This window comes from Clostridium zhoujianii (assembly GCF_051590805.1).
Classification (GTDB): domain Bacteria; phylum Bacillota; class Clostridia; order Clostridiales; family Clostridiaceae; genus Clostridium.
This window is the reverse complement of sequence record NZ_JBPUTF010000001.1, coordinates 715,419-727,985: the sequence shown is the minus strand read 5'-3', so window position 1 is coordinate 727,985 and position 12,567 is coordinate 715,419. Positions and strand designations below refer to the sequence as shown.

General features: G+C 31.0%; 20 protein-coding genes. 11 read left to right on the top strand and 9 right to left on the bottom strand.

What is annotated here, in order from left to right; all coding sequences use genetic code 11:
* Positions 1-211: 211 nt before the first annotated feature.
* Both ACSYT2_RS03330 and ACSYT2_RS03325 read right to left on the bottom strand, forming a co-directional pair.
* Positions 212-565: a tetraspanin family protein gene (locus tag ACSYT2_RS03330; RefSeq protein ID WP_438383468.1), complete on the bottom strand. Its 354-nt coding sequence runs from the start codon at positions 563-565 to the stop codon at positions 212-214.
* A 181-nt stretch (positions 566-746) separates the two neighbouring features.
* Positions 747-989, bottom strand: coding sequence for a hypothetical protein (locus ACSYT2_RS03325; protein WP_438383466.1), 243 nt, complete (start codon positions 987-989; stop codon positions 747-749).
* A 292-nt stretch (positions 990-1,281) separates the two neighbouring features.
* On the opposite strand from ACSYT2_RS03325, the gene ACSYT2_RS03320 reads away from it, so the two are divergent.
* From ACSYT2_RS03320 to ACSYT2_RS03310, 3 genes are all read left to right on the top strand, one after another.
* Positions 1,282-1,737, top strand: a complete 456-nt coding sequence (locus ACSYT2_RS03320) for a hypothetical protein (RefSeq protein ID WP_438383464.1) — start codon at positions 1,282-1,284, stop codon at positions 1,735-1,737.
* A 49-nt stretch (positions 1,738-1,786) separates the two neighbouring features.
* On the top strand, positions 1,787-2,146 hold the full coding sequence (locus tag ACSYT2_RS03315) for a DUF5658 family protein (protein ID WP_438383462.1): 360 nt from the start codon (positions 1,787-1,789) through the stop codon (positions 2,144-2,146).
* A gap of 62 nt (positions 2,147-2,208) precedes the next feature.
* Positions 2,209-2,391: a YvrJ family protein gene (locus tag ACSYT2_RS03310; RefSeq protein ID WP_438383459.1), complete on the top strand. Its 183-nt coding sequence runs from the start codon at positions 2,209-2,211 to the stop codon at positions 2,389-2,391.
* A 166-nt stretch (positions 2,392-2,557) separates the two neighbouring features.
* Here the strand turns inward: ACSYT2_RS03310 and ACSYT2_RS03305 are convergent, their stop codons facing one another.
* Positions 2,558-3,313 (bottom strand): hypothetical protein, encoded by a 756-nt coding sequence (locus ACSYT2_RS03305; RefSeq protein WP_438383458.1) that lies wholly within the window; start codon positions 3,311-3,313, stop codon positions 2,558-2,560.
* 153 nt (positions 3,314-3,466) lie between these two features.
* On the opposite strand from ACSYT2_RS03305, the gene ACSYT2_RS03300 reads away from it, so the two are divergent.
* Both ACSYT2_RS03300 and ACSYT2_RS03295 read left to right on the top strand, forming a co-directional pair.
* The gene (locus ACSYT2_RS03300) at positions 3,467-3,694 is read left to right on the top strand and encodes a DUF1659 domain-containing protein (protein ID WP_438383457.1); all 228 of its coding nucleotides are present in this window, start codon (positions 3,467-3,469) and stop codon (positions 3,692-3,694) included.
* Between the two features lie 35 nt (positions 3,695-3,729).
* Complete coding sequence (locus ACSYT2_RS03295) at positions 3,730-3,948, top strand: DUF2922 domain-containing protein (protein ID WP_438383455.1); 219 nt, start codon at positions 3,730-3,732, stop codon at positions 3,946-3,948.
* Positions 3,949-4,149: 201 nt separating this feature from the next.
* On the opposite strand, the gene ACSYT2_RS03290 is transcribed toward ACSYT2_RS03295, so the two are convergent.
* The 6 genes from ACSYT2_RS03290 to ACSYT2_RS03265 form a co-directional block, all read right to left on the bottom strand.
* Complete coding sequence (locus ACSYT2_RS03290) at positions 4,150-4,317, bottom strand: hypothetical protein (RefSeq protein WP_438383454.1); 168 nt, start codon at positions 4,315-4,317, stop codon at positions 4,150-4,152.
* A gap of 19 nt (positions 4,318-4,336) precedes the next feature.
* Positions 4,337-4,579, bottom strand: coding sequence for a hypothetical protein (locus ACSYT2_RS03285; protein ID WP_438383453.1), 243 nt, complete (start codon positions 4,577-4,579; stop codon positions 4,337-4,339).
* A 13-nt stretch (positions 4,580-4,592) separates the two neighbouring features.
* Entirely contained in the window at positions 4,593-5,327 is a 735-nt protein-coding gene (locus ACSYT2_RS03280) for an ATP-binding protein (RefSeq protein WP_438383451.1), read from the bottom strand.
* Positions 5,269-6,354 (bottom strand): phage replisome organizer N-terminal domain-containing protein, encoded by a 1,086-nt coding sequence (locus tag ACSYT2_RS03275; protein WP_438384994.1) that lies wholly within the window; start codon positions 6,352-6,354, stop codon positions 5,269-5,271. Before ACSYT2_RS03275 ends, ACSYT2_RS03280 begins: the two co-directional genes overlap by 59 nt.
* Before the next feature lie 307 nt (positions 6,355-6,661).
* Positions 6,662-6,823: a hypothetical protein gene (locus ACSYT2_RS03270; protein WP_438383449.1), complete on the bottom strand. Its 162-nt coding sequence runs from the start codon at positions 6,821-6,823 to the stop codon at positions 6,662-6,664.
* Positions 6,824-6,937: 114 nt separating this feature from the next.
* Positions 6,938-7,147 (bottom strand): hypothetical protein, encoded by a 210-nt coding sequence (locus ACSYT2_RS03265; RefSeq protein WP_438383447.1) that lies wholly within the window; start codon positions 7,145-7,147, stop codon positions 6,938-6,940.
* Positions 7,148-7,311: 164 nt separating this feature from the next.
* Here ACSYT2_RS03265 and ACSYT2_RS03260 point away from each other — a divergent pair, with 164 nt between their 5' ends.
* The 6 genes from ACSYT2_RS03260 to ACSYT2_RS03235 all read left to right on the top strand — a co-directional run bounded on the left by ACSYT2_RS03260 (position 7,312) and on the right by ACSYT2_RS03235 (position 12,513).
* A complete protein-coding gene (locus ACSYT2_RS03260) occupies positions 7,312-7,737 on the top strand; it encodes a helix-turn-helix domain-containing protein (RefSeq protein ID WP_438383445.1) in 426 nt (141 codons plus the stop codon).
* Between the two features lie 149 nt (positions 7,738-7,886).
* Positions 7,887-8,234 (top strand): ImmA/IrrE family metallo-endopeptidase, encoded by a 348-nt coding sequence (locus ACSYT2_RS03255; protein WP_438383443.1) that lies wholly within the window; start codon positions 7,887-7,889, stop codon positions 8,232-8,234.
* Positions 8,235-8,354: 120 nt separating this feature from the next.
* Positions 8,355-10,001 (top strand): recombinase family protein, encoded by a 1,647-nt coding sequence (locus ACSYT2_RS03250; RefSeq protein ID WP_438383441.1) that lies wholly within the window; start codon positions 8,355-8,357, stop codon positions 9,999-10,001.
* Positions 10,002-10,073: 72 nt separating this feature from the next.
* On the top strand, positions 10,074-10,862 hold the full coding sequence (locus tag ACSYT2_RS03245; RefSeq protein ID WP_438383439.1) for an ABC transporter substrate-binding protein: 789 nt from the start codon (positions 10,074-10,076) through the stop codon (positions 10,860-10,862).
* 107 nt (positions 10,863-10,969) lie between these two features.
* Positions 10,970-11,728, top strand: coding sequence for an ABC transporter ATP-binding protein (locus tag ACSYT2_RS03240; protein ID WP_438383438.1), 759 nt, complete (start codon positions 10,970-10,972; stop codon positions 11,726-11,728).
* The gene (locus ACSYT2_RS03235; RefSeq protein WP_438383436.1) at positions 11,728-12,513 is read left to right on the top strand and encodes an ABC transporter permease; all 786 of its coding nucleotides are present in this window, start codon (positions 11,728-11,730) and stop codon (positions 12,511-12,513) included. The genes ACSYT2_RS03240 and ACSYT2_RS03235 overlap by 1 nt, the downstream gene beginning before the upstream one ends.
* Positions 12,514-12,567: the final 54 nt, after the last annotated feature.

The window sequence follows — 12,567 nt, the reverse complement described above, 5'->3', positions numbered from 1 at the left end:
TATTTTAATGCTTTTCCAAGCATATATTTACTTGCATAAGAGCAAAGTTTATATATTTTTCAAATATATAAACTTTTATTATTGGGGCTACATATTATAGATATAATTCGTAGCGAAAATTTAAAAAGGTACCAGATTATCTTTAATCGCTCTCCATAAGTACTTATTTTTTATCTATTTACAAATCACGATATTTTCACCTTAACCGAAACTACCTCATTTGATTTATAATATCTTGTAACCCAACCAAATTTCCTTTCCCCAAGGTAGAATAATACTTAATATGCTTTTGAACTGCATCTAAAGCATTTTTTAATATATCATCACCATAATCTTTTCTAATGCTTTCTAATAGGAACTTATTTGTCTGATTATTAAAAGCTCTTTTATATTCTTCTCCATCCATCATAGCCAAAAAAATTGTTATAAAAGCATGTGCGGATCCCTCACTCATACCTGTTTCCTTATTTATCATACTCTTTGCATCTTTACGTGTGACTTGACCTGAATACACCATCTTTGCAATCTCATAAGCACCCTTACTCATTTCCATCGTAATTTTCATCCTTATCACCCCATTATATTTCTATATTGCTAAGTACACTCTATTATTCGATATATTCTACATCCTTACTTATATTCCTTTAAAATACAAATAATTCTATCATCTTAAATCCTCACTATAATTTATTATTACTAGTAAAATAAATAGACACTGGATTATCTCCAATGCCTACACTAAAAAACTATGCAAAATTAAACGAACTCACAACTTCAGTAGTACTATCAATATATTCATCCGCCACCCTATCTATCCCCTTACAAATATTCTTCAAAGAACATCCATCACAATTCTTTATCACCTGGTCATCAAGTAATGAGCAATTCAAATCATCCTCAAAAGTTGAATTCCTAATTGCCAAAGCAATCTGCTTCTTATCAAATACTTCCCTCTCATCTGATTCCATTTTTATTTGATCCTTAATCATTTAAAACACCTCTTCATTTTATTTTGCAGCATAAAAATTCTCCCGCCATAAAAGTTATATGCCTTAAAATAATATACTCTAAAATAACAAACTATTTTTCACTTGATAACTCTCTGTAACCCGCATTTTACAAGCATATTCTTCAGAATATATATTCTTTTATTCTTCACAATATATATTCTTGAGAATATTTATTCTAAACAATATATGTTCTTTAGAATAAAGGGATATTAGAATATGGTACTAACAAGCATATATCCTTAATATAAAAGAAATTTTAAGGAGAATTGTAATGGGCAGAAAGAGAGATTTTAAAATGAGTAAAAGTGATTTAGCATATGAAGAGGAATTAGATGAAGCAGCTTTTATTGATTATGTTCCACCTACTGGAGAATCTATTGCTACATTCTCATTTACTGATGAAAGTACTATCCCTATCAAAGAAACTTATAATGGTAGGTCTACACCCCCTCCCCCTAAATATTCTGATACTGTAGGATCTACACTAGCACATGATATAGATATTTTTGATAATAGAACAACTCCTATAGCTAATGGAGCTGCTCCATCAATTAATGGAGAAATTCCTAATTTGAAAAGGACCTATTTATTACGCCCAACTACTATAAAAAAACTAAATCAACTTAAAGCTATTCATTCTGATCCAACTACCTGTGTTAGTACTATTGTTGATGTGGCCATAGAACACTACTACAACTGTATAAAAGAAAGAGAGTTCAATCGGTAGTATGTTTAAATCTACTTACCTTTGTCCATACTCTAACAGAGGTGATGATATGAAACCATTTATTAAAAACTATACTTTAGAAAATATTAAAAAGAAATTTATATTACTTTATGCCTTAAATGTATCTGATATAGTATTAACTTTAATCCTATATAGGACAGGTCTTTTTGAAGAGGCCAATGGCTTTATGGCAGGAATTATTACTAATGAATTTACGGCTCTATTAATTAAGATAATTATACCTGGTATCCTATTAATAGCTCTATATTATAGAATGCAAGATGCAACTGAAACGCAGCTACGTAAAGGAAACATTATATTTAATATAGCCACATGTGTATATCTGGTTATTAATATTTCTCACGTTGTATGGATAGCTCTATTACCTTTACTCTATAATTATTTATAGTATCTAAATGTAATTGTTACTCCCTAGGCATATATCCTATATGAAGAGGGGGTGATCTTTATATGGAGATTAATGAATTAGTAGGTCTTATTGGCAATGTAGGCTTTCCAGTTGCAATTAGTGCCTACCTTCTTATACGATTAGAAAAACAAATAGTAGGATTAACATCATCAATAAATAAACTTAATACAATAATATCTACAAAACTTGGAGTTGTTATAGATAATGATGATAAAGTTGCATAATTAAAAGTCAGTAAACATCTATCAATTTGTTTACTGACTTTTTTCATTAGTAATTAGAATTGTGAGCTTAAAAATACCGAATATTCACTTTTGAATACTATGCATTTTAATATGTTATTATTTATAAACAGTAATAAACTTATACTAAAATTCCTATTAATTATCTTTAATATCCAATAACTTTTTCAGAAACTTCTTCTATAATTTCCGAAGATATTTTACTAATTTCAAGCAAGTAAACACTATTAAGGCGAGGATTAAAAATTCCTAAACTTTCAATACTCTGAAAATCTTTTTTATGTTTTGAATGCATTCCCATTAAGTAATAGATTAACAATTGTAGTGTATGTGCATTTGTTGGTGCTTTAACCGATACTTTAAAATCCCATAAAGTTGATTTAGTTAAAAAATCTCCATCCCCTGTCGATACTAATTCAGTATATCCTCCTTCAAAGGTAAATCCATCTTTAGTTATTGGTCCATATAAATCGATAAATTTTAAACTTCTATGTACCATATAACGAATATTAGCTATTGTATCGTTATCAGGGTTAATAGTTTCTACTTGTCTATATCCACTAACTCCAACTCTAAAACAAACATCATATCCAACTAATTTACAAGCATTAGATATAGAATTATCATCTAATCCTTGAATTCCGTTAAGTAACTTTTGTGCAGATTTATCTTCTCTAATAATAGCAGCTCCCATAATTGAAATTCTGAACGCTTCTTTCAAAGAAGTTCCACTAGAATAACGGGTCATATAATCTACTGCCAAACCAACTAAACTACTGTGAATATTTTCTGTTTGATTTAATTCAATATCATCCTCTAAAACTGTCACATTAAATTCTTTTGGTTTTATATATCCCCCTCTTGGTTGTTTGATTTGTTTTATCCTCTGTGTAACTGATGCCATATCTTCTTCCTCCTACCCCTCTTATTTTCTCCATTTAAATAAATTATACCATATATGACAAATACTGCATCATGCAATTTTCAAAGATCTTTTTTATTAATTTCACCCTTAAAGCATATATCCTCTATGAAAACTAAAAAGGAGGTAATACACATGGCTGTTAATAAAGTTATAAGTTCATCTTCTCTAGTAATGGAGATAGAAACAGGTCAAGACAAGGATGGTAAAGCAACCTATAAAAAGAAAATATTTAGTGGTGTTAAAACTAATGCTGCAATTGAAGACGTCTATGCTGTAGCTGATGCAATAACTAAAGTATTGCAAAATGATACGAGGGACTTCTTCTTAAACGAATCATCTAAGATAGAATCTCAAGCTTAGCCCATACCCATACTTTATGAAAGGAGGATTAACCAATGGAATATATTTTAACAATGTCATTCATCTGTGCCTCTGGTGATAGAACTAGTATCACTGTTGATGGTGTTACTTCAACATTATCTAATGTTGAAGTAAGAGCTCTTATGGATACCATAATTGAAAAGAACATATTCATCACAAAGAATGGTTCTTTGGTTGAGAAATACTCAGCTAACCTTACTCAAAGACAAACTACTAAGCTTAACGTTAAGTAGTGAAAAAATGAGGCTTATCTACATTATGTAGATAAGCCTCATTTTCTCTTTTATCAATTTCTATACTTAATGATTATTGCTTATAAAAAGCTTTAATGATATATTCAACTTATAACTTATTTTAATATTGCAGTTACAACCTATTAGCAATATTAACTTAATTACTGCTTATCAAGTGTTGCACCACTTTGGTAAGCTTTTTTATTTTACATACTCCGTATCTTCTAACCTTTTCTTGAGCAAAGTATTCTCACAGGATATTCTCATATTTTCAGTAATTAAAACCTTATGCTCCTCTTCTAGCACTCTTATCCTAAGATCCTTTAGATATAAACTTAAATCTTTATCCAATACACTACTATTATTCATAAATTACTCACCTCCCATATTATTTATTCTGACTACTCTTACCACTAAGTATTATTACTGCTGTAGTTAAATCTGTCTTAACTTCTACTGTTCTATTCGCAATATTATTCTCCAGGCACCTTACTGTACTTCTAAGTTTCATATTTTCACAGATAAGTGCTGTATTATCCCTAAGCAAATCCTGATTCTCTAATACTATCCTATCCAATCTCCTCTCCATCATCTTAATCTTCTTTCTAAACATAATAACCTCTCTCTCCATTACTACCCCTCCATTATTTAAGCCTATAATTATTATTAATATCCTTTTCTATTTCTACTATATACTTCTTACACATTTCATAAATCCTAGATCCAACAGCTTCATCAAAACTCAAAAGCTTCTCTATAGTAAATTCACTGGACACTATTATAGGTAAGCAGTTTAAATATCTATAGTTAATAATCTCAAACATTATGTTTATATCACTCTCATTTACCTTCCCCTTAAAAAGGTCATCAATAAGTAATACTTCACACGTCTTATACTTTGCTATTACCTTGCTATAGTACTCATTATCTAACATGTTCTGCTTAATCTGAGTGATCACATCTCTATATGGCATATATATAACCTTACTCCTTGTTTCAAGCAGATTTATTGCTAAAGCTACTGCAAGATGTGTCTTTCCTGAACCTACTTGGCCACATAACATAATACTGTTATGTCTCTTATCAAATAGCTCTTCATAATTACTAAAATATGCTATAGTTGTGTCCTTAGCTAACTTAGAACTTTTATTCCACACCTCGTAATTCCTAAATGTATAATTACACATATCGGTTCTTATACCTGAATCTTTCCACTCACCTTTTATCTTCTTAACCTTCATACATTCACACTTAACTGCAAGTGGTTGATTGCGCTTCTGTGGTATTAGAATCCATCCTGTATCACTACACTTATCACACTTATATAAGCTTTTTCTCTGCTGCTCTTCTTGCTGATTCTGTAATTCCTTCTGGCTCATTTGCTTTAAATCCAGAGAATTTGTTTTTATCTGGTTGCTTATCCTTTCCATTGCCTCTATACCCATTTATCTCTTCCCCCTTTGGATAACCTTCTACTAACCAATTTTTTAGTATGCCATTTATATATGTCATATTAGGCTTGTTAAGCTCTAGTGCTTTATCAATTGCCAATCTAACATTTATCTCCCCATGAATGCCTATTGCAACATTTAGTGCAGATAAATTAAAAATTCCAATCCTACCTGTTATTCTCTCGTAGTAGGTTAAAATTTTATAGCCAATTTCATTGATGGTAGCAGCCTTCTTTCTATCTATATCTAATTCAATCTGCAATTGCTCCTGACTCTTCTCATCTTGGTACTCCCTTTCTCTCTCTTCTATATCTACTTCTTTATCTACCTCTCCTTTCTCTCTCTCCTTCTGTATCGTTACATCAGTGTTACATGGCGTTACTGTAACATCATCATGTTTTGTTACATTACCATTACATGTTGTTACACTATCTGTTTCAGTATTTGTTACACCCACATTACGTGCTTGAACACTTTCTTCCTTAACCACTATTACAGTATCTTCACGCTCTTTTTCTTGTTTATCATCACCACCCTTATTATCATCTGTATCACTATTTTCTTTTTTATTAGACTTCCTTACTTTTTCCCTATAAGCAGCCATCCTCTTCCTATTTTTCTCCTTTACTTTATCCATAGCTTGTACATTCTGTTCTACTTCCCAATCAATTATCCTAATATAATTATCTGCTGTAACTTCAATTAGATCTAGACTTTCCAATGTCTTTAAAGCTAGCCTTATAGAGTTAAGTGGTCTATTAAAAATAGTAGCTAGCATTTCTTCTGAATATGGAATCTCCTCTTTATAGTAAATATATCCTCCATCATTAGTTCTTCCCGCTTGAATCTTAAGTCTGCTATAAATAAAGTGGATAGTATCCCTTTCTGGCATTACATCTATTAATTTCATAGCTTCACTTTCATACATATTTGTCATTGATTTTATCCACATCATTCCATCCACTAAACTTTCCTCCTACTTATAATAAATCTTCTATTAAATTCTATTAAACCTTTCCAATTAGGAACTCTTTCTAACTTTTCACACAGCTCCACATATTCCTTAAAAATCTTAAAATCCATATTTCCCTCTTATATAACCCCGAGTAACCCTTTATATTTTCACCTTACGTCCCTATATTAATATTCATATATACAAATCATAATTTAGCATTAGTTTATTAATTTCTAATCTCATAACCATAATGATAATTTACAGTGTTCTACTATTACATCAGTAATTTACTGATTAGCCTTATCTTCTACCAAGTTATTTCATAATTTTCATCCTCAAGTATTTCAATTACTCTTTTCACTTCCTTAGGTTGGAGCCTTTTAATGAGAATATCTGATAATATATCTGCTGCTTTCTCATATAGAATAGTTTTGTCCTCTGGATATACAATATTCACATTAATCTTCAAGCTCCCACCCCCTTCACTGATTTCTCTTAATAAATACTATGCTTGTATCTCAATTTAGTTATTTTCTTTATAAATATTTCGTGTACGAAATGTTTATTTTTCGCGTACGAAAACTTATAAGTATAAATATTCTTTATAATCAACCTCATTCTCATCACAGTACTTAATAATCTTAGTAATTAATTTACCTCCAGCTTTATTGTCTCCCTTAATAATTCTACATATCGTACTCTCTGATATATCTAGCTTTCTAGCGCATGCCTTTCTGTTCCCCTCAAATTGTTCATCAATAAACTTCTGCATTTTTTCTGATTTATTTCTCAATTACACTCACCCTTTCATTACTTTTTTCCTCTTTCTGCCACTATTATACTCACATCCGTTTCTTATACGCAATGATTATTTGGAATTTTATTCTATTTATTTCTTGCGTTAATGCAATTTAACCTGTACAATGTCACTATAGATATAAAAAGGAGCTGAACAATATGTTTGACCCAACCTTACTAGCTAACTTAACTAGAGAGGCTCAAGGGGATAGATCTTTGAGTTCTTTTGCTAAAGAATGCGGGGTTAGTGCTGGCAATTTATCTAAAATAATAAATAATAAATTTAGCCAAGCTCCAACACCAAAGACTTTAAACAAAATTGCACTCCATGCTAAAAATGATGTCACCTATGAGGATCTGATGAAAGCCTCTGGATATAACTTTGATGGATCTCTATCAATAGAAGAGATAGATGTTTTATCTGAAATTAAGGAATTAAGAGACCTCCTACTATACTCACCTGAAAAGGTTATAGGCTCAGGACAAAAACTTTCCGCTGATGCCAGACAAAGTTTAGCCGATGCTCTTAGCTTTGGTATCCGCCAAGCTGCAATACTAGATAAGTTAGATATAAAAGATAAATAATAATTAGTAATTTAATATCCATAATCCGCGTAAAAGGGTTATGGACTATATTTTATCTATCATATGTAAAATATTGTATTAAATTACTTTTTATTGAAACTATGCGCGATAATTATTAAAAAATATGTATTAATTGGGGGTGTAGGTACTTGAAGTACATCAAACAGAATGTCGATAGACTTATAGAAAAATATGATACTAACGATCCTTTTAAACTATGTGAACTAATCGGGATTAAGTGCTATTTGGTAGACCTTCATCATGAGCTTAATGGCATACTGCAACACATAAATAATCATACTTTTATCTATATAAATATTAATTTACCAAAAGCTGAGCAGCTATCTACGTGTGGGCATGAACTGGGACATGCAGTTTTACACAATAAATATGACTGTACTTTTCTTAAAATTCACTCATTAAGAAAGAGTAATACCAAAGAGCTTGAAGCAGATCTTTTCTCTTCATTGCTTCTTTCCTATAAACCTATTATTTAATATTTACTTAGGTTTCAGCTCCTAAGTATATCCCCTACACAATACAGCTCATATACTTACATTTTTTATTACAAATAACATATACTAATACTGATAAAATTAATCAAATGAGGTGATAAAATGAAAGCCGCAATATATAGTAGAAAGTCTAAATTTTCTGCTAAGGGGGAAAGTATAGAAAACCAAATTCAAATGTGCAAAGAGTATGCTGGTCTAAACCTTAGAGATAAAGGAATAACAGAATTCTATGAATATGAAGATGAAGGCTACTCAGGTGGAAATACTAATAGACCAAAATTTCAAGAATTAATGGAAGATGTTAAAAATAAAAAATTTGATATATTAATATGCTATAGATTAGACCGTATTTCAAGAAATGTAGCAGATTTCTCTTCTACTTTAGAAATACTTCAATCACATAATATTGATTTTGTAAGCATAAAAGAACAATTTGATACTACCACTCCTATGGGAAGGGCAATGATTTACATATCTTCTGTCTTTGCTCAATTAGAAAGAGAAACTATAGCAGAGAGAGTCCGTGACAATATGCTAGAACTTGCTAAAACTGGAAGATGGCTTGGTGGGGTTCCCCCTTTAGGTTATAATTCAAAGTCTATTAAATTCTTTGATGAAAATATGAAAGAACGCTCTATGACAAAACTTACAAAAAACGTGAAAGAGTTAGATCTTGTTAAACTTATCTTTGAGAAATATATTGAATTAGGTTCCCTAGCATCACTTGAAACTTACTTACTCCAGAACTATTATAAATCCAAAAGCGGAGCTAATTTTTCTAAGAATACTCTAAGTAGAATATTAACAAACTCTGTTTATGTTAAATCTAGTGATAAGGTGCTCTCCTATCTTCAAGATAAAGGAATGATGATATGTGGTGAAGCCGATGGTATACATGGATTACTTACTTACAATAAATTAAAGCAATCATACTCAAAAAATGGTAGTCGATCTAGATCCTTAAGGGATACTAGTGAATGGATAGCTGCAGTAAGTAATCATGATGGTATTGTTTCTGATGAAGATTGGATTAAAGTACAAAAGTTAATAGAATCAAATAAAAATAGATTTATTCTATCAGCTAGGACCCACAATGCTCTACTAACTAGCATAATAAAGTGTGATAAGTGTGGATCAAGAATGAGAATATTGCATGGTCCAGTAAGTCCTATAAGTGGTAAAAAGTTTTTCTATTATGCCTGTAACCTAAAAAAAGAGTCCAAAGGCGTAAGGTGTGATAATTTGAATGGTAAAGCTAATGATATAGATATTATAGTAGTAAATGCAATAAAGGAATTTGCACTTAATAAACAATCCGTATTGGAGAATCTAATGAAAAAATATAAGGAATCCAGGAAAGACGTCAATAATAATATTAATACAAGTAATATAGATAATTTAATAACTCAAAAGGAAACCCAAATTGATAATCTACTTAACAAGATGTCATTGGATCCTGATTTGTCTGATATTATATTTAGTAAAATAAAAACTCTAAAAGAAGAATTAAAACAACTCAAAAATGATAAAGCAAATCAAAAAAACTCAGTTCAAAATTTAGATGAAGATGAATTTAACATTTCCTTCATTGAATACCTTCTTAGTAGATGTTCCATTATTGATAAGTTATCTTTCGATGAAAAGAAAGAACTTATTAGAGGTATTACTGAAAAGATTACCTGGAATGGAGAGACATCAGATCTAGAAATAATCTTTATTGGTAGTGAAGGGCTTAAAAAAAAAGACTAAAAACCCTACTATCAATCCTTCCCGATAAAAAATCGCAAGTGAGTTACGTCAGCACAAGGTGCTGATAAGGTTATGCAAAATGTTTTAAGCAAAAACGCCGACGTTGGATTCTGTGGACCTGAACAAGTAATATACATCTACAATCAAGGCAGAGATGATTATCCTGTTCTATTTGCTCAACTTACTCAAAGAGATGGTTCTTTCTTAGTTGGTAAAGCAGATGATACTAACTTTAAATGGGAATCATTAAAAGGCAAGAAAGTAATAGGGGGAAGACCTGGTGGAGTACCAGAAATGGCCCTAGAATATGTAATGAAAAACCATGGAATAACTCCAAATAAAGATGTTGAAATGGTTACAAATATTGACTTCACAGCAACTGCTGGTGCTTTTAAGGCTGGCTCTGCTGACTATGTTTCTTTATTTGAACCAACAGCTTCTATGCTTGAAAAGGAAGGTGGAGGCAAAATAGTTGCTTCTATTGGAAAAGATTCAGGTAACCTTGCTTATACTTGCTTCTTCTCTACTAAATCTTATATGGAGGATAACCCTGAAACTATAGAGAAGTTCACTAGAGCAATCTATAAAGGACAAAAATGGGTTCAATCTCACAGAAGTGAAGAAGTAGCTACCTCAATTGAGTCATTCTTCCCTGGAACTGATAAGGACATCATTGTAAAAGTTATTGACAATTATAAGGAAATAGATGCTTTAGCATCTGATCCTAGCCTTGATAAAGATGAATTAAACAAATTGATGGACGTAATTCAATCCTACGACTCATCACTTATCCCTTCAAGACCTTCTTTTGATAATATAGTAAACAACTCCTTTGCTGAAAAGATTATCAAAGAGAATTAATTTAAAACAGAACGAACAGTGTGGATGATGGAAACTCGCTTTCTGAGTTTCCCACCATCACAGTTACAGTTCCACCTAGTACATATTATATAAGGTGGTGATATAAATTGAATTTACTTGATATTAAAAATATATGTAAGAACTATCATTCCCTTAAAGATGAAACTACTGCTTTAAAAGATATTAGTTTCAAGGTTGCAACTGGTGAATTCCTTAGTATTTTAGGACCTTCAGGCTGTGGTAAATCCACACTATTAAATATTTTATGTGGAATCTTAGAACCATCAAGTGGAAGTATAATTTTTAAGGATGAAGATATTCATAAGAACTTAAATAAAATCGGCTATATGTTTCAAAAGGATCATTTATTTGAATGGGATACTGTACTTGATAATGTAACCTTGGGATTAAAGGTGAAAAAAATAATGACTACTGAAAATATGTCTAGAGTTGAACAATTACTAGATGATTATGGGCTTTTAAAATTTAAAAATCATTATCCAAGAGAGCTTTCAGGAGGTATGAGACAGAGGGTTGCACTAATTAGAACTCTTGCTCTAAATCCTGAAGTATTATTTTTAGATGAGCCTTTTTCAGCCCTCGATTATCAAACACGACTTAATGTTTGTGATGATGTACATGAGATAATAAAGAAGGAAAATAAGACAGCCATAATGGTAACACATGATATAAGTGAAGCAATTTCTATGTCTAATAGAATTTTAGTCCTTACAAAAAGACCTGCTTTAATAAAAGTTGATATTCCAATTGTATTCAATAATAATGATGCAACACCTTTTCAAAGAAGAAAAGAAGCAGAATTTAAGGGCTACTTTGATAATCTATGGAAGGAGTTGGATTCATAATGAGTAATGAACATGAATTATATATTAAAAAGATAAAACATGATAGATGGAAAGTTACCTTCTTTAGATTATTTATACTTCTAGCCTTCATTTCACTCTGGGAAGTTGCTGCAGATATGAAATGGATAGATCCATTCCTAAGCTCAAGCCCAAGTAGAATGGTTAAATCCTTCTTGACCTTCTATGAAGATGGAACCTTATTTAAACACATTGGCGTTACTTGCTACGAGACAATATTAGGTTTTTCACTAGGTACTATACTTGGTAGTATAATAGCTATATTTCTCTGGTACTGCCCATTTACAGCTAAGGTTTTAGATCCTTATTTAGTAGTATTAAATGCTCTGCCAAAGGTTGCTTTAGCTCCAATAATCATCTTTTGGGTGGGTAATGGTACTGCTGCAATTATTGTTATCGCCCTATTAATTTCAATTGTAACTACAATAATAAGTGTATTTACAGGTTTTAAAGAGGTAGACAAAGAAAAAATTCTTTTGATGAAAACCCTCCAAGCTAATAAAATTCAAATATTAAGATATTTAATTATCCCTTATTGCATTCCTGTTCTAATTTCAGCTTTAAAAATCAACGTAGGCTTATCTTGGGTTGGTGTAATAATGGGTGAATTTCTAGTAGCAAGAGAAGGCCTTGGTTTCTTAATTGTTTATGGCGGACAAATATCTCAATTAGATATGGTCATGATGAGCATTGTTATACTTTCTATCATTGCCTTTGTTATGTATAAACTAGTTGCTATGGCGGAAAAGAAATTTAAACTAGAATAGGATAAATAAAAGGATTAATAAGGATATGGGGGATATTAAACCTATCCCTCTTAT

Coding starts and splice junctions, on each gene's coding strand:
- ACSYT2_RS03245 (WP_438383439.1), top strand. CDS start 10,074: ATGCAAAATGTTTTAAGCAAAAACGCCGACGTTGGATTCTGTGGACCT.
- ACSYT2_RS03260 (WP_438383445.1), top strand. CDS start 7,312: ATGTTTGACCCAACCTTACTAGCTAACTTAACTAGAGAGGCTCAAGGG.
- ACSYT2_RS03295 (WP_438383455.1), top strand. CDS start 3,730: ATGGAATATATTTTAACAATGTCATTCATCTGTGCCTCTGGTGATAGA.
- ACSYT2_RS03320 (WP_438383464.1), top strand. CDS start 1,282: ATGGGCAGAAAGAGAGATTTTAAAATGAGTAAAAGTGATTTAGCATAT.
- ACSYT2_RS03300 (WP_438383457.1), top strand. CDS start 3,467: ATGGCTGTTAATAAAGTTATAAGTTCATCTTCTCTAGTAATGGAGATA.
- ACSYT2_RS03290 (WP_438383454.1), bottom strand. CDS start 4,317: ATGAATAATAGTAGTGTATTGGATAAAGATTTAAGTTTATATCTAAAG.
- ACSYT2_RS03315 (WP_438383462.1), top strand. CDS start 1,787: ATGAAACCATTTATTAAAAACTATACTTTAGAAAATATTAAAAAGAAA.
- ACSYT2_RS03235 (WP_438383436.1), top strand. CDS start 11,728: ATGAGTAATGAACATGAATTATATATTAAAAAGATAAAACATGATAGA.
- ACSYT2_RS03310 (WP_438383459.1), top strand. CDS start 2,209: ATGGAGATTAATGAATTAGTAGGTCTTATTGGCAATGTAGGCTTTCCA.
- ACSYT2_RS03325 (WP_438383466.1), bottom strand. CDS start 989: ATGATTAAGGATCAAATAAAAATGGAATCAGATGAGAGGGAAGTATTT.
- ACSYT2_RS03330 (WP_438383468.1), bottom strand. CDS start 565: ATGAAAATTACGATGGAAATGAGTAAGGGTGCTTATGAGATTGCAAAG.
- ACSYT2_RS03280 (WP_438383451.1), bottom strand. CDS start 5,327: ATGAGCCAGAAGGAATTACAGAATCAGCAAGAAGAGCAGCAGAGAAAA.
- ACSYT2_RS03285 (WP_438383453.1), bottom strand. CDS start 4,579: ATGGAGAGAGAGGTTATTATGTTTAGAAAGAAGATTAAGATGATGGAG.
- ACSYT2_RS03250 (WP_438383441.1), top strand. CDS start 8,355: ATGAAAGCCGCAATATATAGTAGAAAGTCTAAATTTTCTGCTAAGGGG.
- ACSYT2_RS03275 (WP_438384994.1), bottom strand. CDS start 6,354: ATGATGTGGATAAAATCAATGACAAATATGTATGAAAGTGAAGCTATG.
- ACSYT2_RS03305 (WP_438383458.1), bottom strand. CDS start 3,313: ATGGCATCAGTTACACAGAGGATAAAACAAATCAAACAACCAAGAGGG.